An 18058-nucleotide genomic window follows, 5' to 3' on the forward strand; every position below is an offset into this window, starting at 1 on the left:
GGAAACTAGATCAGGCTGATGAAAAAGCGGAACGCGACGAAAAGCGAGAATATGCCAAAGCCAATCTCGAGCTGACGCTTGTCCAATGCGTGGGCGATCCGCACTCCCAGTGGTGCGACCAGCAGCGTGATGGGGATGACCAGCAGAACCGCGATCCAGTTCACGAAACCTGTGGAGCCGACCGGCAGGCCGGGAAGGCCCCAGCCTGCCCAGATGTAGCCGATGAAACCAGGAATGGAGATCAGCACGCCCACTCCGGACGAGGTTGCAACAGCCTGGTGCATCGACCGACCGAAAAGCGTCATGAAGGTGTTGTTGAGTACGCCGCCGCCAATTCCCATCAAGGTTGATAGTAGTCCGATCACGAAGCCCACAATCGAGCGGAGGGGGTTTTCGGGAAGATCATCCCCGATGCGCCAGCCTCGCCGGTTGAAGATCAGCTTTATTCCGATAAGGAATATGATGACGGCAAAAATGGCGCGCAAACCTGCACCCGAGATCGAAGCGGTAATCAATGTTGCCGCAATCACGCCCGCGGGAACGGCGATGATGAAGCTCTTCAGCAAAGCCATATCGACAGCACCGCGAAGAAAATGTGCACGACACGACCTGAAGGATGTCGGCACGATGATCGCCAGTGAACTGCCGACCGCCAGATGCATGCGCACGGCCTCATCCACGCCGATAAGTCCGAATACCTGGTAAAAGACGGGGACCAGCACCGCGCCACCGCCGATGCCGAAGATGCCGGCCAGGAGCCCGGCGACCACGCCCGCGCCCGCAATTGCTGCTGCAAAGGCGAGCATCTCACCCATCGGTAAATTCACGATACGTCCCCCGGCAGGCTACGCCACGGATGGTTTGTCCATCGCTGCAGCGGAATCACGAAAAACACCCAGCAATCTGGCTAAGGCCGGGGCGCGCATTTGTAAATCCACCGGGATGTCGAAGCCTGGTATCGCGTTCAGGCGGCGTCGACATCCGCTCGTGGTGCGACCTGTGCGGCAGCACGCAATAGCACTTCGGGGCCAGCTCCTGGACGGGTTGCTTCGCCGGACAGTGTCTGGCGGTAGGCCCGCGCACCGGGACGGCCGTGGAAAAGTCCGATCATATGCCGGGTAACATGGGAAAGCCGCCCGCCCCTCGCTATGTGATCTGACGCATAAGCGACCATTGCATTGATGACCGCGAATGGATCAGGCTCCGGCTCGGACGATCCGTATACCAACCGGTCCATCTTGGTGAGAATGTCGGGGTTCTGATAGGCAACGCGCCCCAGCATGACGCCATCGGTGTATTCCAGATGCCGGTCGATCTCCGACTCCTCCCTGATGCCGCCATTGATGCCGATGAACCGGTCCGGATAACGCTCCTTGAGCCGGTAGACCCGGTCGTAATCCAGAGGTGGAATGTCGCGGTTCTCCTTGGGGCTCAAACCCTGAAGCCATGCCTTGCGCGCATGCACCCAAAGCGCGTCCGCGCCGCTGGCGAAGACTTTTTCGGCAAGAGCATTCAGCGCCTCTTCAGGATCCTGGTCATCCACGCCGATGCGGCATTTCACAGTTACGGGAACATCTACCACCGCCTTCATGGCTTTCACACAGCGCGCCACAAGGTCCGGCTCCTTCATCAGACATGCCCCGAAGGTGCCCGATTGCACACGATCGGACGGGCAACCGACATTCAGGTTGATCTCGTCATAGTTAAAGCCTGCCCCAATGACAGCGGCACGAGCCAACTTGTCGGGATCGCTCCCGCCAAGCTGCAAAGCAACCGGATGTTCTGCTTTGCTGAAACCCAGAAGACGTTCGCGATCCCCATGTATCGCTGCGTCTGCCACCACCATCTCCGTATATAGTAGCGCATGACGGGTCAGTTGCCGATGGAAGAACCGACAATGCCGATCGGTCCAGTCCATCATGGGCGCCACGGACAGGATCTTCTTTCCGGATTTTAGCGTCGTCTCGTACATGTCGGGCCGGTCAACGGATCTTTCGTGATTTCCGGCACACATATAGGAAGAGCAGATGAAATGCACCACTTGGAGGACAAGCTATCGGCTGTGCCCGCCTGCTTCCAGCGATGAAACCGGGTGAGCGGTATCATGCTCGATCGAGGAGGTTGCGGATTTCTCTCCCAGTTCCTCCAGAAGGCGAAGGCGCGCGCGGTTGAGGCGGCTTTTCACGGTTCCAACTGCGCATCCGCAGATCTCAGCGGTTTCCTCATAGGAGGAACCCAGGACGCCTATCAGCATCATCACCTCCCTTTGTTGGGGTGGAAGGCGTTGGATGGCTTCGGCGATCTCGCGTCCTCTGGCTGACCATTCCTGTGTGGGGTCGGCAGCGGGCTTGGAAGAAACGCAGTCCGCGTCACCTGGCGCTTCACGCGCCGCGATTTTCACCCGTGTGTAGAAGGTGTTGCGCATGATGGTGAAGAGCCAGGATTTGATGCTCGTCCCCGGCTGAAACTGATGAATGTTCTTCAGCCCCTTCATCAGCGCTTCCTGCACCAGATCATCCGCGTCACTGGGGTCGCGGTAAAAGGTGCGGGCAAAGGCGCGAAATGCCGGTAGCAGTCTAACAATCTCAGCATGGTGGTCAAAACTGTCCTGAGATTGTGATTCCCGCACCGTCGGCATCGGGCGATCTCCTGAATGTCGTGCGTGGAAGACGTTGCACCTTTAATGTCAGCTAAAGCCACAAGGTTCCGGTGACTTACAAATGTGAACGTCCTAAGCGTTCGCACCCCGGGCCCTGTGCAGATCATCCTGCTCCAGCAGCCGCTGCAACCTGCGCCTTTCGCGCTTGGAGCGAACCATCTGTGCCGAAACTGTTGGTGAGTAGAGGCGAACCTTGCCACCGTCCTCATAGGCCTCATAGGTGCGCTCTGCTGCGACAAGCGCATTCTCGGCGGTATAGGTGGCAATGACGGTGATCGTGAATTTGCCTGTATAGCCGGCCCCGCTCCGGCCATTGAAATCCATTATCTGGTCAAGGATCTCCCTGTACGAGCCGATATCAACCATTTCGGCGCTGTCCAGCGGTCCCTGGAGCATCTTCACGCGTGGATCGACCTCGCTCGATGACCGTATTTCGAAGTCGCTGAGCGAGCATATCTGGTCATCTTCGTCTCCTTCCAGCGAGATGACGATCGCTTCGATGTAGATCGGTTCGGAACTCATATTGGAAAGCACGCAGCGTGCATCGATATTGCGCCCGCCACCTCTGTTGATGAGGATCCGCGCACGCATCCGGTGTCGATAGCCATTGAGCAGGACCTGGAAGTATCCGATCCAGACCACGAGCGTTGCCAGAGTGGCAATTGAACTGATCGCGCCACTATTGTGCTGGAACCATTCCCACACTGTGCACTCCTGTTGCTGATACTGGTCACGCAACGTGAGCGGCTCGGTTTGGTTCAACATCCAGGGAACTTAGCGGATGTGCTGCCGTTGGTGCTCCAACAATGGAGCATCGCTATGAGCAATATCACCTATGAAGTCGTCGAGCACGATGGCGGCTGGGCGTACAAGGTAGACGACGTTTTTTCAGAGACCTTTGCCACACGGCATGAAGCTGAGCAGGCAGCGGAAACGGCAGCGGCCGAACATGAGCTGACCGGCACCGATGAACATATCGAATATGAGGATGAAAACGGCGTGTGGCACGAGGAGGAAGTATCGGGTGAAGAGCGTCCGCAGACGGGTGTGAAGCACTGAACGGGCAGCATCCTGCTTCAGCGGTCGTGCGTGGCTTCCCCGTCGTCTGAGTACCGCGCTGCGGCAAGGGCTTCCTGAAGTTTCAAGGCCAGTTCCATAAGCCTTTCAGGTATGGCCTCTTTCTCGATGTCGCGCAGGAGAAGCTGGACTTCATTGTCCAGCTTGGCATCTGTCGGGGGTGAAATGGGCTTGTCCATCATCTCCCTCACTTGCTTGATCGTCGCCCTACCCCTTCATAACCGCTTTTCCGTCATGATGGGGTAAATTCGCCGTGTGAAATTCCAGCTAGCCCTCTAGCGGCGGGCGAAAGGCTTGCTGAGAACTGCAGAACCCGCCAATCCAAAACGCCAAGGATAGTCTGCCGCCTTGGTGATCCCAACTCGTCTGTCGGATATTACCGCGACGTTTTCATCTGCCGGCACAAGTTCGAACGGTTCCTCGCCCAGCGGTTTCCCGTCCAGTGTCTTGTCGATATCAAGCGCCTGACACAGTTTGCCGGGGCCGGAGCACAACTGCCTGATGTCGCTTCTCCCCCGCCTGACACGCATCGCGTCCGTTCCCCACCGGGGCTCGATAGCTCGCACCAATACCGCATGACCCACCGCGCAGACGATATTGAAGCACCAGTGAATGCCATAGGAACGGTAGATATAGACATGTCCCGGTGGTCCGAACATTGCGGCATTACGCGGCGTCGAACCGTTGAAGCTGTGTGAGGCCGGATCATCAGGAGCGTAGGCCTCTGTTTCAACAATAATTCCGCCAACGCCCTGGACCTTCAAAGATGCGCCGATCAGTTCCGGTGCGACCCGGAGGGCTGTACGATCACAAAATCGGTATATGTTCTGCAATTCACACTCCTTGCGGAACCCAGCCATGGCTTCGACGCTTTCTCAAGCGATTGAGGCCGCAATGAAGCGACCTTACGCTGACGCGCGAAGGAGCGCTCCCTCCACTGCGACCGCTGGAACAAAATCTCGCTGAACTCCACGACCCCGAATTTGCGGCGCAACGGGCCGATCTTGTCTATGTGTCGGATCAGGAACCGGGCATAAGGCGCAAGCGCGCCGGGAAAGGGTTCTATTACCTGACCAGTGAGGGCCGCAAGGTCGAAGATCCGGCAACGATCAGACGCATACGCGCCCTGGCCATTCCGCCCGCTTGGGAAGATGTCTGGATTTCACCGGAAGCCACCGGTCACATTCAGGCCACGGGTCGGGACGCAAAGGGCCGCAAGCAATACCGCTATCATGCCGGCTGGACGGCCTGTCGCGACGAGGCGAAATTCAGCAGCCTGACCGACTTCGCGCGGAGACTTCCCGAACTGCGCGAACGCGTGGATAATGATATGCGGCGGCGCTCGCTTTCCCGCGAGCGTGTCGTCGCTTCGGTCGTGTGGCTTCTCGACAATGCGCTGATCCGTATTGGCAATGACATCTATGCAAAGACCAATCGAAGCTACGGTCTGACAACCCTCAAGGAACGCCACGTCGAAGTCGAAGGCTCGAGGTTGCGCTTTTCGTTCCGCGGCAAATCCGGCCAGGAATGGAACCTGAAACTTGCGGACCGCCGCATAGCGCGGATCATACGCAGCATGCAGGAACTGCCTGGGCAAAGACTCTTCCAATATCTCGACGAAACGGACGCCCGTCGTGATGTTCATTCCCACGACGTGAACATGTATATTCGCGAGACTATTGGCGAAAAATATTCTTCCAAGCACTTCCGGACCTGGGGTGCCACAACGATCGCATGTGAGCGACTGCGCACACTTCCGCTGCCGGACACCAAGACGGAGCGGAACCGATTGCAGAACCAGGTCATCGATAGCGTGGCGAAGAAGCTGAACAACACGCGCGCCGTGTGTCGGCGCTGCTATATCCATCCGCTGGTCCTCTCAGCCTGGGGAGAAGGTTCCCTTCAACCCGCGCTGGACGACTACCGGCGGCGCTACCGCAGGCCCTTCAAGGGCATGGACCAGGATGAATCCCTGGTATTGCGATGGCTGGAGGATCGCCTGGACGGTTAGATCCTGTAGCTATGAACGGCTGCGTGCGCGTACCTGTTCGGCGATGAGGCGATACTCCAGCATGGCCGCTCCTTCCGCCGCGAAGGCTTCATTGGGAACTGCACCGGGATCCTCCTGATGATCTTCCGGATCGACCCAGCCTTCAATGGTTGCCAGCAATTCCGTGTCGCCCCCCTCGACGAGACGTGTCAACAAGAGCGTAAGCACCTCCCGTTGGGCGTTCAAGCGGCCTTCAAGTTCGTAATTGTCGAGTTCAGGCATCGGAAATCATCCTTGTTTATTTGCGTTCTTCATCGGCAAGTGCGCTTTCCTCGCCAGGCAGAGCCACATCTTCATCCAGCGTATCGCGCATCCAAAGCTGCTTGATGGTCACGAGGCACAAAACGGCCAATGGTGTGGCAAGCAGGATACCGAGCGGTCCGAACAATATGCCGAATGCCAATACCGCAAAAAGCGTGACAGCCGGGGGAAGTGTAACCGTCTGTTGCTGTATCAACGGGTTGAGAACATTGCCCTCAACCTGCTGGATCAGGATGTAGAGGCCCGTGACCCATAAAGCCATCTCGGGGCTCTGCGACAAGGCGATTGCAATACCTGGCGCTGCTGCGAGGATCGGCCCCACGAAGGGGATGAATTCGAGCACGCCGGCGATGAAGCCGAGTGCAAGAGCGGATTCCAGACCCAGTGCCCACAGGCCGGCGAAGGTGAGCAGGCCGACCACCACCATTGCCACCAATTGTCCAGCCAGCCAAAGCTGCAGCGCAGTTGCCGCCGCGCGAAGAGTTTCGTGTACGTGATTGCGCTTGTATTCGGGAAAGAGATAAAGAACGCCACCCAGATAGAGCTGGGGGTGGAATCCGAAATAGAAGCCGGCAATCAGAACAAGCAGGATGTTGCCGATTACACCGGCCGCAGCCGATGAGAAACCCGCGATCCTGTTGATGAAGGATGTCTGCGACACCATGCTCTCAACTCGGCTTGAGAGCCACTCTTCGACATTCTCGAGCCCCAGCCAGGTCTCCAGCGGCCTTATCAGATCCGGCAACCGCTGCCATAGCTCGCTCAGCTGCGAAGCCAGTTGAGCGCCCACCAGCATGATGAATGCCGCGATAAGAAGGATGATGAAGATTGATACGCTGAGAAATGCTGCGGTCCGCCCGACTGGCACCCACCGTTTCAGCAGTAAGGTGAGGCTCGTCAGGACAATCGCGACAAGTATGGCGGAGAAGATGAGGAGCACCAGGTTTCTGAGAAACCAGAGTGCAGCAAAACCTGCAATGAAGAGGGCGACGATGAAGAGCCGGTAAGCAAAATCCGCGAGATCATGCCCGCTTTCTTTGCTCGCCTTCATCGCGCGCCCCCTTTTAAATGAATCTACAGGAAGTTCCGATGGCGATCAGACTTCGCCGAAACGCTCCCCTTCCTTAGAAGGGTCGCGCCTGAGCGCACGCTCCTCGGCTCGATCGGGAAGCGCATCGTCACTTTCCTGATATGGGTTGTCGTCATCCTCCTCCGGCAGTTCACCGTCGGGTTCCTCTTCAAAACGCACATCCCCGTTTTCGTGGATGCTTGTCGGTTGTACGCCTTCTTCCATTTCGTCCCAGTCTTCCTGCTCGAGGGCGGGTCCGGTATCGTTACCGAGCCTTACGTCGTCGGTCTGGAAGTCGCTCTTGTCACGCGCGGCCATGGGTAAGCTCCATGATGTGAGGTGCAGTTTGGAGCCTCAACGGAACCCACACGCGAATGTTCCATGGAACCTGCTGCTCATTGGCACGTTGCTGCTCCATTGATCGGTATTCACAAGCCGAATTCGCTCATGTTCGGGGACACGGGTGGCGATATGGCAGAGGGTTTTCTTACCCAACACATGGCGACGCACATCATTGCGATGAATCTCGTCGCACCCGCATTGGCTCTCTTGCTCCTGCGCCTCCCAAAATTTCACCTGACGCGCGCTGAGCGCGGACTCTGGCCAGCCCTGACATGCCAACTTGCCCTACTCTGGGGCTGGCATATCCCATCCGTTTTTGCCGTTGCACACCACTCGATGGTGCTCACGGGTCTGATGCACACAAGCCTGTTCGCATGTGCGATCTGGTTCTGGGCGGTCGTTTTTCACACGGCCGACAGGTCAGGCTGGCAATCCTTGAGCGCCCTCCTCATCACGGGCAAGCTGTTCTGCCTGCTGGGCGTGCTTCTGACCTTTGCACCACGACCTCTTTACCTTCCAATGGGCGGCCTGCCGGAAGCCTATCCCGCGCTACTTGCCGATCAACAGCTGGCTGGACTGCTCATGCTGGTTGCCTGCCCGCTGACATATGTTCTGGCAGCCGTCATCATTGCGGCGCGCTGGACCGGCAGGCTGGAAGAGGCGCCGAATTGGCTTCCCCATAGAGGGCGCCGCTAGCTCATGTTTCTCTCTCATTGGCCAAAACGAAGAACCTGGTTCGTTGCGGCGCTCATTGCCGTGGTTGCAGTCGGCGCAGGTGGCGCTTTCTTCATGTTCACGGGCTTTTACAATGTCGGGGCGGACGTCCGTCATTTTCGCATCACCGAGTATCTGATACGGCTGACGCTGCACCGTTCGGTTTCCTCTCATGTCGAACGTGATGAGCCACCGGATTTGGAAGAGCCGGGTCTGACGGAACTTGGCGCCAGATATTTCGATGTCGGTTGCTCCCCTTGCCATGGTGTGCCGGGAGAAGAGGCAAATCCTGTTGCCCTCAACATGTATCCTGCCCCTCCTCCGCTGAACGAGGCGCTTCTGGAATGGGACGTGAACGAGCAGCACTGGATCGTTCAGCACGGGCTCAAATTCACCGGAATGCCGGCCTGGGCGGGGCGGGACCGACAACGCGAAGTCTGGGCGCTCGTCTCGTTCCTGCAGGATGTTCCAGGCATGACCCGCAAGGATTACGCATCGATCCTGGGACGGGAGGTGGATGAAGATGGCCCAGAAACAGGCAGCGTGGAGTTCTGTTCGGGCTGCCATGGTGATGCCGATGATTCACCAATTAACGGACTCGCGCCCTCGCTGAACGGGCAGAACTATGCCTATTTGGTACGAGCACTCTTCGAATACGCGTCAAACCAGCGTCAAAGCGGCATGATGGAGCCGATTGCAGCCGAACTCGATGATTCAGACATTCGCCGCCTGGCGCGGGAATATAGCAGTTTTGACCTCCTGCAATCCGCCGAAGAGCATGATCCCTCCGAGATCCAGCAAGGCCGCCAGATCGTCCGGGAAGGCTATCCGGGGCGCGGTATCGCCCCCTGCTCAGCCTGTCACGGTGCACAATCCTCCTCACAGTTTCCCAAGCTGAACGGATTATCGAAAACCTATCTGGTCGAGCAGTTGCTCCTGTGGGCGGACGGTCAACGCAGCCAGAGCGGTTATGGCAAGATAATGCAGCGCGCTGCAGCCGGCCTGAGCGTTGAAGAAATCAATGCAGTTGCTGCCTATTATGCCGCGCAATCTGGCAGCCGCGCTTCCAACAGCTCAACCCGACCTGCAGAGCAGCTGGAGGCGGTGCAATGAGACTGCTCCATCTCCTCATCGTAGTCTCGGTCCTTCTTGTTTCCGGTTGTGCCGGACAGCAGTCGGTCCTGGAGGCAACAGGACGGGAAGCCGGTGAAGTCGAAGCGCTTTTCTGGATTGCAACCGGGATAAGCGCGGTCGTGACCCTGCTTATGGTCGGACTGACCCTCACTGCCTTGTCAAGAAACCAGCGCTGGCGGGGAATCATCAGCCATGAGCGAACAATTCTACTGGGCGGGATTGCCTTCCCCGTCATCGTGCTGACCTATCTCTTCATTCACAGCACATTGCTTCTCGAGGCAGGCAGCAGCCGTTCGGTTGAAAATGGAGAACCAACCATCACCATGGCAGGTGAGCTTTGGTGGTGGGATGTAATCTATAACGGCCCTGACGGCGAAATCCGCAGTGCGAATGAATTGCGACTTCCGGTCGGGCGACCGGTCTCGATAAGGCTTGTTTCAGACAATGTGATCCACAGCTTCTGGGCGCCGCAACTGGCTGGCAAGCTCGACATGATTCCCGGGCGCGAGAACGTGATCACGCTTCAGGCGAACGAGGCAGGTATCAGCCGTGGCCAATGCGCCGAATATTGCGGCGGCGCCCATGCGCTGATGTCCTTCCATGTGGTGGCGATGGCCGCGGATGAATATGAGAGCTGGCTGCAGAAGGAATCCGGGCCGGCCGAAGAACCCGCCAGCCCACTCGAAGAGCGCGGTCACACAGTCTTTCAGCAGAGCGGGTGCGGCGCATGCCACACGATCCGTGGGACAGATGCGCGCGGCGTAATCGGTCCGGATCTGACCCATATGGGAAGTCGCCACTCACTTGCTGCAGCCACTCTACCCAACAATCCGGATGCCATTGCAGCCTGGATCACGGACAACCAGCACTACAAGCCGGATAACAAAATGCCGGAATATGAGATGCTGGCGGAGGACGATCTGGAAGCCCTATCCGCCTATCTGGCGGGTTTGGAGTAGCGGATGATCGACTTCACCTCACTGAGCCTGCCGCTGAATATGATCATCTTCGCCATCGCTGCTTCGGCCGTCTGGCTCGCAGGCGTCAGGCTGACCAAATATGCCGACGCCATTGCCGATGTCACCGGGGCCGGTCACGCGGTTGTCGGTATTGTACTTCTCGCGGGCGTCACCTCACTGCCGGAGATCGGCGTTACTGCAACCGCTTCACTTGCTGGCGACGCGGCGCTTGCCGTCAACAATCTTTTCGGCAGCATCGCGCTGCAGGTGGCCCTCCTTGCGGTGGTGGATTTCTATGTCGGCCGTCGTGTGCTGACGGCGGTGGTTCCCGAACCGGCTGTCCTGGTTCAAGGCAGCCTGAACATCATTCTCATCACCTCTGCTGCGGCTGCGATGGTGGTGGGCGATATCGGTTTCTTCGGCGTAGGTATCTGGCCCATCGCCTTCTTCACCGGTTACCTGCTCTGCGTCTGGATACTGGCCAATGCGGAAGGCAAGCATCCATGGGTCGCCGCGCGCGGTGGCAAGGTCGAGCAGGAATTGATGGATGAGCTGAAGCGCTCCAATGTGGGGAAGGAACCGCACGAGGCGCTGCGCACGCTCCTGATCAAGACCGCGGGGATCGCGCTCATCATTCTCGTCGCAGGCTTCATCCTGGCCCGCTCCGGCGACGCAATAGCAAGTCAGAGTGGCCTGGGCTCAAGCTTCGTTGGCTTCGTGCTCATCGCCTTCGCGACATCGCTGCCGGAGCTTTCGACCGCGGTCTCGGCCACCAGGCGCGGCCTCTACACGATGGCAATCTCCGACATATTGGGAACCAACCTGATCAATGTCGCAATGGTGTTCCTCGTGGACATCCTCTACACGGGCGGCCCTGTCATCAACCAGATGGACGACTTCGCCATCTTCGGCGCGCTGTTGGCCGTTATTCTCACCGCATTGTTCCTGACCGGACTTAGTGAGCGTCGTGACAAGTCGCTCTTTCGCATGGGCTACGATTCCGTAGCTGTCATCATCTCCTATGCGGTGGGTGTCCTTCTTCTCTACACGTTGAGGCAGTGATCGTGAGCACGCAGGAAACTCTTCCTCTTCCCAATGAGGGCAACAGGCCCGACAGCGAGTTGGCTGAGCTTGAGCGCGTATGGGCGACACCGAAAGGCCTGCGGCTGCTGACCGCTGTCAACAACTCCGTCATCGGCATCCTCTATATCGGTGCTGCGTTTCTCTTCTTCATCCTTGCAGGGATCCTGGGCCTTCTCATCCGCACGCAACTTGCCGTGCCGGGCAATGAGTTCCTGAGCCAGAGCCTCTACAATCAGATATTCACGGTCCACGGCACCACCATGATGTTCCTCTTCGCCGTTCCGGCCGTGGAGGCGCTGGGCGTAATGCTGTTGCCGCAAATGCTGGCGGCACGCGACCTGCCGTTCCCGCGGCTCAGCGCCTTTGCGATCTGGGCCTATATTGTGGGCGGCCTCGTCTTCTTCTCGACTATCTTTTACGACATGGCGCCCGATGGTGGCTGGTTCATGTATACGCCGCTGACGTTGAAGGAGTATTCTCCAGGCGACAATGCCGACTTCTGGCTGCTTGGCATCGGTTTTATCGAAATCTCCGCCATCGCAGGTGCGATCGAGATCATCGTGGGCGTTCTGAAGACACGTCCGCCCGGCATGTCACTGATGAAGATGCCGATTTTCGCCTGGGCGATGCTGATCTTCGCCGCGATGATCATGCTTGCCTTTCCCGCGGTCATTCTCGGCACGATGCTTCTGGAGATCGAGCGCTCCTTCGGGTGGCCTTTCTTTACGGCCGCAAAAGGCGGTGACCCGCTGCTCTGGCAGCACCTCTTCTGGTTTTTCGGCCACCCGGAGGTCTATATCATCTTCCTGCCCGCCGCCGGTCTGGTCTCCATGATGGTCGCCACAATGGCCCGCCGCCCTCTCATCGGCTACCGGCTCATCGTCGTGGCCCTGATCGGAACCGGCTTTTTCAGTTTCGGCCTGTGGGTGCATCACATGTTCACCACCGGCATACCGTCGCTGTCGCTTGGCTTCTTCTCCGCAGCCAGCATGGCGGTAGCGATACCTTCGGGGATCCAGATGTTCTCCTGGCTGGCGACAATCGCAGCAGCCAAGGGCAGGTTCCAGATCAACACGCCGTCACTCTTCATCCTCGGCTTCCTCTTCATCTTCACCGTGGGCGGCCTGACCGGCGTGATGGTGGCCTTGGTGCCGCTCGACTTCCAGGTCCACGACACCTACTTCGTGGTTGCCCATTTCCACTATGTCCTCATTGGCGGAATGGTCTTCCCGCTCTTTGCAACCTTCTACTACTGGGCGCCCATGGCGAGCGTTCGCCAGCTTTCCGAGCGCATCGGGAAATGGGTGTTCGGGCTGATGTTCGTCGGCTTCAACGTGGCGTTTTTCCCGATGCACATAACCGGGCTGCGGGGTATGCCGCGGCGCGTCTGGACCTATCCTGAGGGCCTTGGCTGGGACAGCTTGAACATGATCTCCACCATCGGTGCCTACATGTTTGCTGCCGGTGTGGTGTTGTTCGTCGTGGATCTGATCCTGAATTTCAGGCCGACCGCTGCAGGGGGTGAAGGCAATCCCTGGAAGGCCGGGACACTTGAATGGCTGCCCGGCGGCACCTATTCCACCCGCAGCATTCCGCTCGTAACCTCGCGTGAGCCCCTTTGGGATCAACCCGGTCTGGAACGCGAAGTCGAGGAAGGCCGACATTTCCTTCCCAATGCACCAACCGGCGGACGCGAGACGATCGTCACCAGTCCGATTGAAGCCAAACCTGAATATATCATCAGGATGCCGGGCCCGAGTTGGACGCATCTGATCGCGGCAGTCTTCACCGCCGCCTTCTTCCTGCTTCTGACCATCAAGGCGGTAACGATTGCTCTGATCTGCGGTGTAATCGCAATCGGGGCATGTCTCGTCTGGACATGGAGTCTGGACCACGGTCCGTCGCACGAACCGGTGGAGATCGGGGGCGGGATCAAGCTGCCGACCTACATGTCGGGACCGAAGTCCCATTCCTGGTGGGCGATGATCGTCCTGGTGGTGGTGGCATCCTCTCTCTACATCTCATACGTATTCTCGTATCTGTATCTCTGGATTGTCTCGCCGGACGTATGGGCGCCTGTCGGTTCTCCTGCCCTGCCGGAAGCTGCCTGGCCGTTTGCGACCGCGTTTCTTGCTCTGCTGGCAGCCTTGATGCTTCGCAACGGTATCCGCTCACTACCGGCACCTGGCGCGCGCAACGATGTCGCAATCTGGCTGATCGGTAGCTCTGTCGTCGTCCTCGTAGCGGCCGTCGCACTTGAGATATTTGCCCAGTATCAGTCGGGGCTTCGACCGGGCGAGAATTCCTATGGTGCGATGGTCTATATGGGCAGCGTCATCAACGTTCAGGTTGCGTTCGTGACGCTGATCATGATCGGCTTCTGCGTAGCGCGGTATTATCGCGGGATGCTTGACCGGGCACGGCGCGTGACGATCGAGAATGCTGCAATCCTGTTCTATTACACGGTGGCGCAGCTGCTTCTGGGGCTGGTTCTCATCCACGGATTTCCAAGGATTGCATGATGGGTGATCTGAGAGATTGGGCCAAGGAGCCCCAACCGCGTCCCTCACCGACTGGAACCCTGGCATATGTCGCAGCCGGCGTGCTGATCTGGGGTGTGCAGTTCATGGGTGTCTACGCGCTGCACACGCTCCTGTGCAGGCTGGGGTTTTCGCAGGAAGTGACGCGTTGGGTTGTGCTGGCCGCCACAGCCGTGACCATGCTGCTGATCGGTATGATCCTGCTGCGCATCAACGCTTTCGCGCGTCTGCTGGGCCTCTCCGAGCATATGGACAGACGGAAGGCTTACGACACGGTTGCCCAATTCGGCCTTGTACTGGCGCTCTTCGCCGTGGCCTGGACAGGCATTGCAGCAGCACTCCTGTCCAGCTGCACATAAAAAACGCCCCCATCGGGAGCGTTCGTTCAGTCGTCGCGATAGACCTTTTCGCGGCGCTCATGTCGTTCCTGCGCCTCGATCGAAAGTGTCGCGATCGGTCTGGCGTCGAGACGTTTCAGCGAGATGGGTTCACCGGTCTCTTCACAGTAACCGTAGGTGCCGTCATCGATCCGCTGAAGCGCTGCGTCGATCTTCGCGATCAGCTTGCGCTGACGATCACGGGCGCGCAGCTCGATCGCCCGGTCGGTTTCTGACGACGCACGATCCGCCAGATCAGGATGATTGGCGTTCTCCTGCTGCAGTGCCTCAAGCGTTTCGCGCGCTTCACGCAGGATTTCCTGCTTCCACTGCAAGAGCTTCTTCTTGAAATAGGCCCGCTGCCTATCATTCATGAAGGGCTCGTCCTCGGAGGGCATATACTCAGTATCAACGAGATCGGTCATCGATTCACCCCAAAGATAGGCCAGCGGCGCCTATATATTCCGCGAAAGGGATCGTAACAAGCGGAAAGGTTGATTACTCACGTATTTGTCACTGCAACCTAAAACTGCGCATAAACGGTGTCTGATGCGGCTCTTGGCAAAACACGGCAAAATGGGCACAACAGGAATTGCTGCCGCCCCTTGGAGTGTAGCCTGTTGAATCGCCTGCTTTTGTTGCGCCATGCGAGTGCCACCTTCGGCTCACCGGGCATATCGGATTTCGACCGATGCCTGAGCGAGCGCGGGATCGCAGAAGCAGAACGACTCGGCGCGTGGTTGCGGCAAGAGGGTATTTCCCCCGGCAAGATCCTGTGTTCGAGTGCAGCCCGTGCGCGGCAGACACTGCAGGGACTCGGCGAGCCATATGCGCGTCACATCCCCGTTGAGTTTTCAGACCAGCTTTACCGGACCGATGCGCAGGGATGCCGCCTGCTGATCGCCAGAAGCGATGATTGTGAGACCTTGATGGTCGTCGGCCATAATCCGACACTTGAAGATCTGCTGTTCGAAAGTATCTCTTCCGGTCAGCCTGACCTGATCCGGCATGCGGAAGCAACGGGCATGCCGCAATGCGCTCTCGCAGTACTGGAGTTTGATGGCCACTACGTGCCCTTCGCCAATGATACAGGTCACCTCGCAGCCTTCAATACACCCGACGGTCAACACTGACGGCTTGGTTGAGCCTGCAGACGACCTATATGCGGCGTGAGTTCTATTTCCAGAGGATGTGCCATTGCCGAGCCTCACTTCCATTGCCGATGAAGCACGCATTGCTCTCGACACGCTTTCAGATCGAACCAGCAATCTTTGGTCCCCATCCCTGCGGCTCGGCGTGACCGGATTGTCCCGCGCCGGCAAGACCGTCTTCATCTCTTCGCTGGTTCACAATCTCATTCATGGCGGGCGCCTGCCGCTTTTCGACGCCCAGGCATCGGGGCGGATTGCCAAGGCCTATCTTGAACATCAGCCCGATGATGCGGTGCCACGGTTCCAGTATGAAGATCACGTCGCAGATCTTGTGGAGCGACGTGTATGGCCCGATTCCACGCGCGCGATCTCCGAACTGCGCCTGACCATCGAGTTCGAGTCGGCGTCGGCCTGGGGCCGTATGTTCTCGCGCGGAAGGCTGTCCATCGATATCGTGGATTACCCGGGGGAATGGCTGCTTGATCTGCCGCTCCTGGGAAAGAATTACGCGCAATTTGCCCGCGAGGCTTTGGATAGCGCGGCAGAAGCTTCGCGGTCGGACATATCGGGCGAATGGGTGAGGCTCTCCCGGTCGATAGACCCGGATGGTCCGGCAGATGAGATGCAGGCGCGCCAGCTTTTCGATGCCTTTTCCGACTATTTGCGCCAGTGCAAGCATGACAGTCGTGCGCTGTCCACGCTGCCGCCCGGCCGTTTCCTCATGCCGGGCGATCTCGAAGGTTCTCCCGCCCTCACCTTTGGCCCCATCCCCCTGGCTGAAGATCACAAGATCAAGCCCGGCAGCTTTGCTGCCATGATGGAGCGGCGCTATGAAGCCTACAAGCGGCATGTGGTGAAGCCATTCTTCCGCGAACATATTGCGCGGCTCGACCGGCAGATCGTTCTGGTGGACGCCATGCAGGCAATCAATGCGGGTGCGGAAGCGGTAGGCGATCTGGAGCGTGCACTGACGGAAATCCTGAACTGCTTCAGGCCCGGCAAAGGCAGCTTGCTGACCGACCTGGTGCAGCGCCGGATCGACCGCATCCTGATCGCCGCGACGAAGGCGGATCACATGCATCGGGAAAGTCATCAACGCATGCAGGCGATTGTTCGGCGACTGGCCGACCGTGCCATTGCGCGCGCGAATTTTTCCGGTGCAGAAGTCGATGTTCTCGCCATGGCCGCAGTTCGTGCGACGCGCGAAGGTACCGCCGGTAGCGGCAAGGACCAGTTGCCTGTCATTATCGGAACGCCGATCGCGGGCGAAAGCATCGGAGACGAGACATTCGACGGCGAAACCGAGACAGCGGTGTTTCCCGGTGACCTGCCGGAGCGTCCTTCCACGCTTTTCGCCAAAAGTGATAGCGGACCGCCCGCGGTTGCGCCTGAGATCCGCTTCATCCGTTTCCGCCCGCCGCGCCTGGAACAGACGGCTGAAGGGGCAAAGCTTTCCCTGCCTCATATCAGGCTCGACCAGGCACTGGAATTTCTCGTCGGAGACCAATTGGCATGAGCGAACCGCGCCGACCGAAGGCCTTCAGGGTCGAGCCAGAGGAAAAAACAGACCCCAAAGCTGCAAGCCGCGAAGCACGCAAGCCCCAGGCTGTGACAGCGAATATCGTCATCACACCCGAGGACGAGGACAGGTTCGACGGTCTTGAACCACGGGAGCAGCCTGCACCCGCCGTTTCGCCAAGAAAGCGGCTGCGTCTTGGAGCCGTGCTCCTATGGGCGCTCGGACTGCTCGTCTCGCTGGGGATCGGATTGTGGATCGACGGCCTGGTACGCGATCTATTTGCACGTTCCGATTGGCTTGGATGGGGGGCCCTGGGACTTGCGGTGACCGCCGGGCTTGCCTTTCTCGGGCTGATTGCGCGGGAAGTAGCCGGATTGTGGCGCATCAATTCCGTCGAGCGATTGCGTCAACGCGCCCGGAAGGCGCATGAAACCGCCGATCCAAAGGACGCCCGGCACATCACGAAGGAACTGGTGCAGCTTTACGCTGATATGCCACAAACGGCCTCCGGCCGTCAGCGACTATCGGAACTCGAAGACGACGTCATCGACGGCGACCAGATGCTCGACCTGGCCGAAAAGGCCTTGATGGCGCCCCTCGACGCGCAGGCACAAAAGCTGATCCTCGACGCCGCCAAGCGTGTCTCTGTTGTCACCGCGGTCAGCCCGCGAGCCATCATGGATGTTGCTTATGTTCTGTTCGAAGCGGCACGCCTCATCCGGCGCCTCTCCGAACTCTATGCCGGTCGGCCCGGTTTTTTTGGCTTCATGCATCTCATCCGGAGCGTTGTCGCGCATCTGGCCGTCACCGGCTCCATGGCCATGGGAGAATCTCTCATGCAGCAGGTTGTCGGGCATGGCATCGCTGCACGTCTATCCACGCGTCTCGGTGAGGGCATGATCAACGGCATGATGACGGCCCGCATCGGTCTTGCGGCCATGGCGGCTGTCCGTCCCCTACCGTTTCACGCACTCAAACGGCCGGGCATGTCGGCGTTCCTGAAGGCCCTTACCAGTTATTCGCAGGCGCAATCGGAAGGTTCTGCCGCGGTCAAACGCTAAGGCCGTTGCGCATTGGTGAGAACTCAAGCATCTTAGGCGTGATTTGGTGATTTGGGTACGCT

The 18058-nt window shown here is 58.6% G+C and carries 21 protein-coding genes; 11 read left to right on the forward strand and 10 right to left on the reverse strand.

All coding sequences use genetic code 11. The annotated features are described in order from the left end of the window. Window positions 1-5: 5 nt before the first annotated feature. The 4 genes from EL18_RS05660 to EL18_RS05675 form a co-directional block, all read right to left on the reverse strand. Window positions 6-815 carry a sulfite exporter TauE/SafE family protein gene (locus tag EL18_RS05660; protein ID WP_036480700.1) on the reverse strand — a complete coding sequence of 270 codons (810 nt, stop codon included), beginning with the start codon at window positions 813-815 and terminating at the stop codon, window positions 6-8. Window positions 816-964: 149 nt separating this feature from the next. Further along, window positions 965-1972, reverse strand: coding sequence for a tRNA dihydrouridine(20/20a) synthase DusA (gene dusA / locus EL18_RS05665; RefSeq protein ID WP_051913807.1), 1008 nt, complete (start codon window positions 1970-1972; stop codon window positions 965-967). Between the two features lie 81 nt (window positions 1973-2053). Further along, the gene (locus EL18_RS05670) at window positions 2054-2638 is read right to left on the reverse strand and encodes a sigma-70 family RNA polymerase sigma factor (protein WP_051913809.1); all 585 of its coding nucleotides are present in this window, start codon (window positions 2636-2638) and stop codon (window positions 2054-2056) included. Between the two features lie 93 nt (window positions 2639-2731). After that, entirely contained in the window at window positions 2732-3424 is a 693-nt protein-coding gene (locus EL18_RS05675) for a hypothetical protein (protein ID WP_036480701.1), read from the reverse strand. Window positions 3425-3478: 54 nt separating this feature from the next. On the opposite strand from EL18_RS05675, the gene EL18_RS05680 reads away from it, so the two are divergent. Further along, the gene (locus EL18_RS05680; protein WP_036480702.1) at window positions 3479-3718 is read left to right on the forward strand and encodes a DUF2188 domain-containing protein; all 240 of its coding nucleotides are present in this window, start codon (window positions 3479-3481) and stop codon (window positions 3716-3718) included. A 17-nt stretch (window positions 3719-3735) separates the two neighbouring features. Here EL18_RS05680 and EL18_RS05685 read toward each other — a convergent pair whose 3' ends face one another. Further along, window positions 3736-3918 carry a hypothetical protein gene (locus EL18_RS05685; RefSeq protein ID WP_152552956.1) on the reverse strand — a complete coding sequence of 61 codons (183 nt, stop codon included), beginning with the start codon at window positions 3916-3918 and terminating at the stop codon, window positions 3736-3738. A 93-nt stretch (window positions 3919-4011) separates the two neighbouring features. After that, entirely contained in the window at window positions 4012-4596 is a 585-nt protein-coding gene (locus tag EL18_RS05690; protein ID WP_051913811.1) for a DNA-3-methyladenine glycosylase, read from the reverse strand. Between the two features lie 152 nt (window positions 4597-4748). On the opposite strand from EL18_RS05690, the gene EL18_RS05695 reads away from it, so the two are divergent. Beyond that, the gene (locus EL18_RS05695) at window positions 4749-5747 is read left to right on the forward strand and encodes a DNA topoisomerase IB (RefSeq protein ID WP_244444520.1); all 999 of its coding nucleotides are present in this window, start codon (window positions 4749-4751) and stop codon (window positions 5745-5747) included. A gap of 9 nt (window positions 5748-5756) precedes the next feature. On the opposite strand, the gene EL18_RS05700 is transcribed toward EL18_RS05695, so the two are convergent. The 3 genes from EL18_RS05700 to EL18_RS05710 are packed head-to-tail and all read right to left on the reverse strand — an operon-like array spanning window position 5757 to window position 7434. Beyond that, window positions 5757-6008 (reverse strand): hypothetical protein, encoded by a 252-nt coding sequence (locus EL18_RS05700; RefSeq protein WP_036480705.1) that lies wholly within the window; start codon window positions 6006-6008, stop codon window positions 5757-5759. A gap of 16 nt (window positions 6009-6024) precedes the next feature. Next, complete coding sequence (locus EL18_RS05705) at window positions 6025-7098, reverse strand: AI-2E family transporter (protein ID WP_036480706.1); 1074 nt, start codon at window positions 7096-7098, stop codon at window positions 6025-6027. Between the two features lie 45 nt (window positions 7099-7143). Then, window positions 7144-7434, reverse strand: coding sequence for a hypothetical protein (locus tag EL18_RS05710; RefSeq protein WP_036480707.1), 291 nt, complete (start codon window positions 7432-7434; stop codon window positions 7144-7146). A 63-nt stretch (window positions 7435-7497) separates the two neighbouring features. Here EL18_RS05710 and EL18_RS05715 point away from each other — a divergent pair, with 63 nt between their 5' ends. The 6 genes from EL18_RS05715 to EL18_RS05745 are packed head-to-tail and all read left to right on the forward strand — an operon-like array spanning window position 7498 to window position 14247. Further along, window positions 7498-8154, forward strand: coding sequence for a cytochrome c oxidase assembly protein (locus tag EL18_RS05715; protein ID WP_051913815.1), 657 nt, complete (start codon window positions 7498-7500; stop codon window positions 8152-8154). A 3-nt stretch (window positions 8155-8157) separates the two neighbouring features. Continuing rightward, window positions 8158-9285, forward strand: coding sequence for a c-type cytochrome (locus tag EL18_RS17240; protein WP_051913817.1), 1128 nt, complete (start codon window positions 8158-8160; stop codon window positions 9283-9285). Then, window positions 9282-10265 (forward strand): cytochrome c oxidase subunit II, encoded by a 984-nt coding sequence (locus EL18_RS05730; RefSeq protein ID WP_036480713.1) that lies wholly within the window; start codon window positions 9282-9284, stop codon window positions 10263-10265. The genes EL18_RS17240 and EL18_RS05730 overlap by 4 nt, the downstream gene beginning before the upstream one ends. 3 nt (window positions 10266-10268) lie before the next feature. Then, on the forward strand, window positions 10269-11327 hold the full coding sequence (locus EL18_RS05735) for a sodium:calcium antiporter (protein WP_036480715.1): 1059 nt from the start codon (window positions 10269-10271) through the stop codon (window positions 11325-11327). Between the two features lie 2 nt (window positions 11328-11329). Then, entirely contained in the window at window positions 11330-13870 is a 2541-nt protein-coding gene (gene ctaD / locus EL18_RS05740) for a cytochrome c oxidase subunit I (RefSeq protein ID WP_036484098.1), read from the forward strand. Beyond that, window positions 13870-14247, forward strand: a complete 378-nt coding sequence (locus EL18_RS05745; protein ID WP_152552957.1) for a hypothetical protein — start codon at window positions 13870-13872, stop codon at window positions 14245-14247. The genes ctaD and EL18_RS05745 overlap by 1 nt, the downstream gene beginning before the upstream one ends. A gap of 26 nt (window positions 14248-14273) precedes the next feature. Here the strand turns inward: EL18_RS05745 and dksA are convergent, their stop codons facing one another. Then, complete coding sequence (gene dksA / locus EL18_RS05750; RefSeq protein ID WP_036480719.1) at window positions 14274-14690, reverse strand: RNA polymerase-binding protein DksA; 417 nt, start codon at window positions 14688-14690, stop codon at window positions 14274-14276. Window positions 14691-14885: 195 nt separating this feature from the next. On the opposite strand from dksA, the gene EL18_RS05755 reads away from it, so the two are divergent. The 3 genes from EL18_RS05755 (at window position 14886) to EL18_RS05765 (ending at window position 17996) form a co-directional block, all read left to right on the forward strand. Next, entirely contained in the window at window positions 14886-15398 is a 513-nt protein-coding gene (locus EL18_RS05755; RefSeq protein ID WP_036480721.1) for a SixA phosphatase family protein, read from the forward strand. 64 nt (window positions 15399-15462) lie between these two features. Further along, window positions 15463-16932, forward strand: coding sequence for a YcjX family GTP-binding protein (locus EL18_RS05760; RefSeq protein WP_036480723.1), 1470 nt, complete (start codon window positions 15463-15465; stop codon window positions 16930-16932). Then, window positions 16929-17996: a YcjF family protein gene (locus EL18_RS05765; RefSeq protein WP_036480725.1), complete on the forward strand. Its 1068-nt coding sequence runs from the start codon at window positions 16929-16931 to the stop codon at window positions 17994-17996. The genes EL18_RS05760 and EL18_RS05765 overlap by 4 nt, the downstream gene beginning before the upstream one ends. Window positions 17997-18058: the final 62 nt, after the last annotated feature.

This window comes from Nitratireductor basaltis (assembly GCF_000733725.1).
Classification (GTDB): Bacteria; Pseudomonadota; Alphaproteobacteria; order Rhizobiales; family Rhizobiaceae; genus Chelativorans; species Chelativorans basaltis.

Excerpts from the sequence above, each read along its gene's own strand:
- EL18_RS05660 (WP_036480700.1), bottom strand. The coding sequence starts at position 815 with ATGGGTGAGATGCTCGCCTTTGCAGCAGCAATTGCGGGCGCGGGCGTG.
- dusA (WP_051913807.1), bottom strand. The coding sequence starts at position 1,972 with ATGTACGAGACGACGCTAAAATCCGGAAAGAAGATCCTGTCCGTGGCG.
- EL18_RS05670 (WP_051913809.1), bottom strand. The coding sequence starts at position 2,638 with ATGCCGACGGTGCGGGAATCACAATCTCAGGACAGTTTTGACCACCAT.
- EL18_RS05675 (WP_036480701.1), bottom strand. The coding sequence starts at position 3,424 with ATGTTGAACCAAACCGAGCCGCTCACGTTGCGTGACCAGTATCAGCAA.
- EL18_RS05680 (WP_036480702.1), top strand. The coding sequence starts at position 3,479 with ATGAGCAATATCACCTATGAAGTCGTCGAGCACGATGGCGGCTGGGCG.
- EL18_RS05685 (WP_152552956.1), bottom strand. The coding sequence starts at position 3,918 with ATGATGGACAAGCCCATTTCACCCCCGACAGATGCCAAGCTGGACAAT.
- EL18_RS05690 (WP_051913811.1), bottom strand. The coding sequence starts at position 4,596 with ATGGCTGGGTTCCGCAAGGAGTGTGAATTGCAGAACATATACCGATTT.
- EL18_RS05700 (WP_036480705.1), bottom strand. The coding sequence starts at position 6,008 with ATGCCTGAACTCGACAATTACGAACTTGAAGGCCGCTTGAACGCCCAA.
- EL18_RS05705 (WP_036480706.1), bottom strand. The coding sequence starts at position 7,098 with ATGAAGGCGAGCAAAGAAAGCGGGCATGATCTCGCGGATTTTGCTTAC.
- EL18_RS05710 (WP_036480707.1), bottom strand. The coding sequence starts at position 7,434 with ATGGCCGCGCGTGACAAGAGCGACTTCCAGACCGACGACGTAAGGCTC.
- EL18_RS05715 (WP_051913815.1), top strand. The coding sequence starts at position 7,498 with ATGGAACCTGCTGCTCATTGGCACGTTGCTGCTCCATTGATCGGTATT.
- EL18_RS17240 (WP_051913817.1), top strand. The coding sequence starts at position 8,158 with ATGTTTCTCTCTCATTGGCCAAAACGAAGAACCTGGTTCGTTGCGGCG.
- EL18_RS05730 (WP_036480713.1), top strand. The coding sequence starts at position 9,282 with ATGAGACTGCTCCATCTCCTCATCGTAGTCTCGGTCCTTCTTGTTTCC.
- EL18_RS05735 (WP_036480715.1), top strand. The coding sequence starts at position 10,269 with ATGATCGACTTCACCTCACTGAGCCTGCCGCTGAATATGATCATCTTC.
- EL18_RS05745 (WP_152552957.1), top strand. The coding sequence starts at position 13,870 with ATGGGTGATCTGAGAGATTGGGCCAAGGAGCCCCAACCGCGTCCCTCA.
- dksA (WP_036480719.1), bottom strand. The coding sequence starts at position 14,690 with ATGACCGATCTCGTTGATACTGAGTATATGCCCTCCGAGGACGAGCCC.
- EL18_RS05765 (WP_036480725.1), top strand. The coding sequence starts at position 16,929 with ATGAGCGAACCGCGCCGACCGAAGGCCTTCAGGGTCGAGCCAGAGGAA.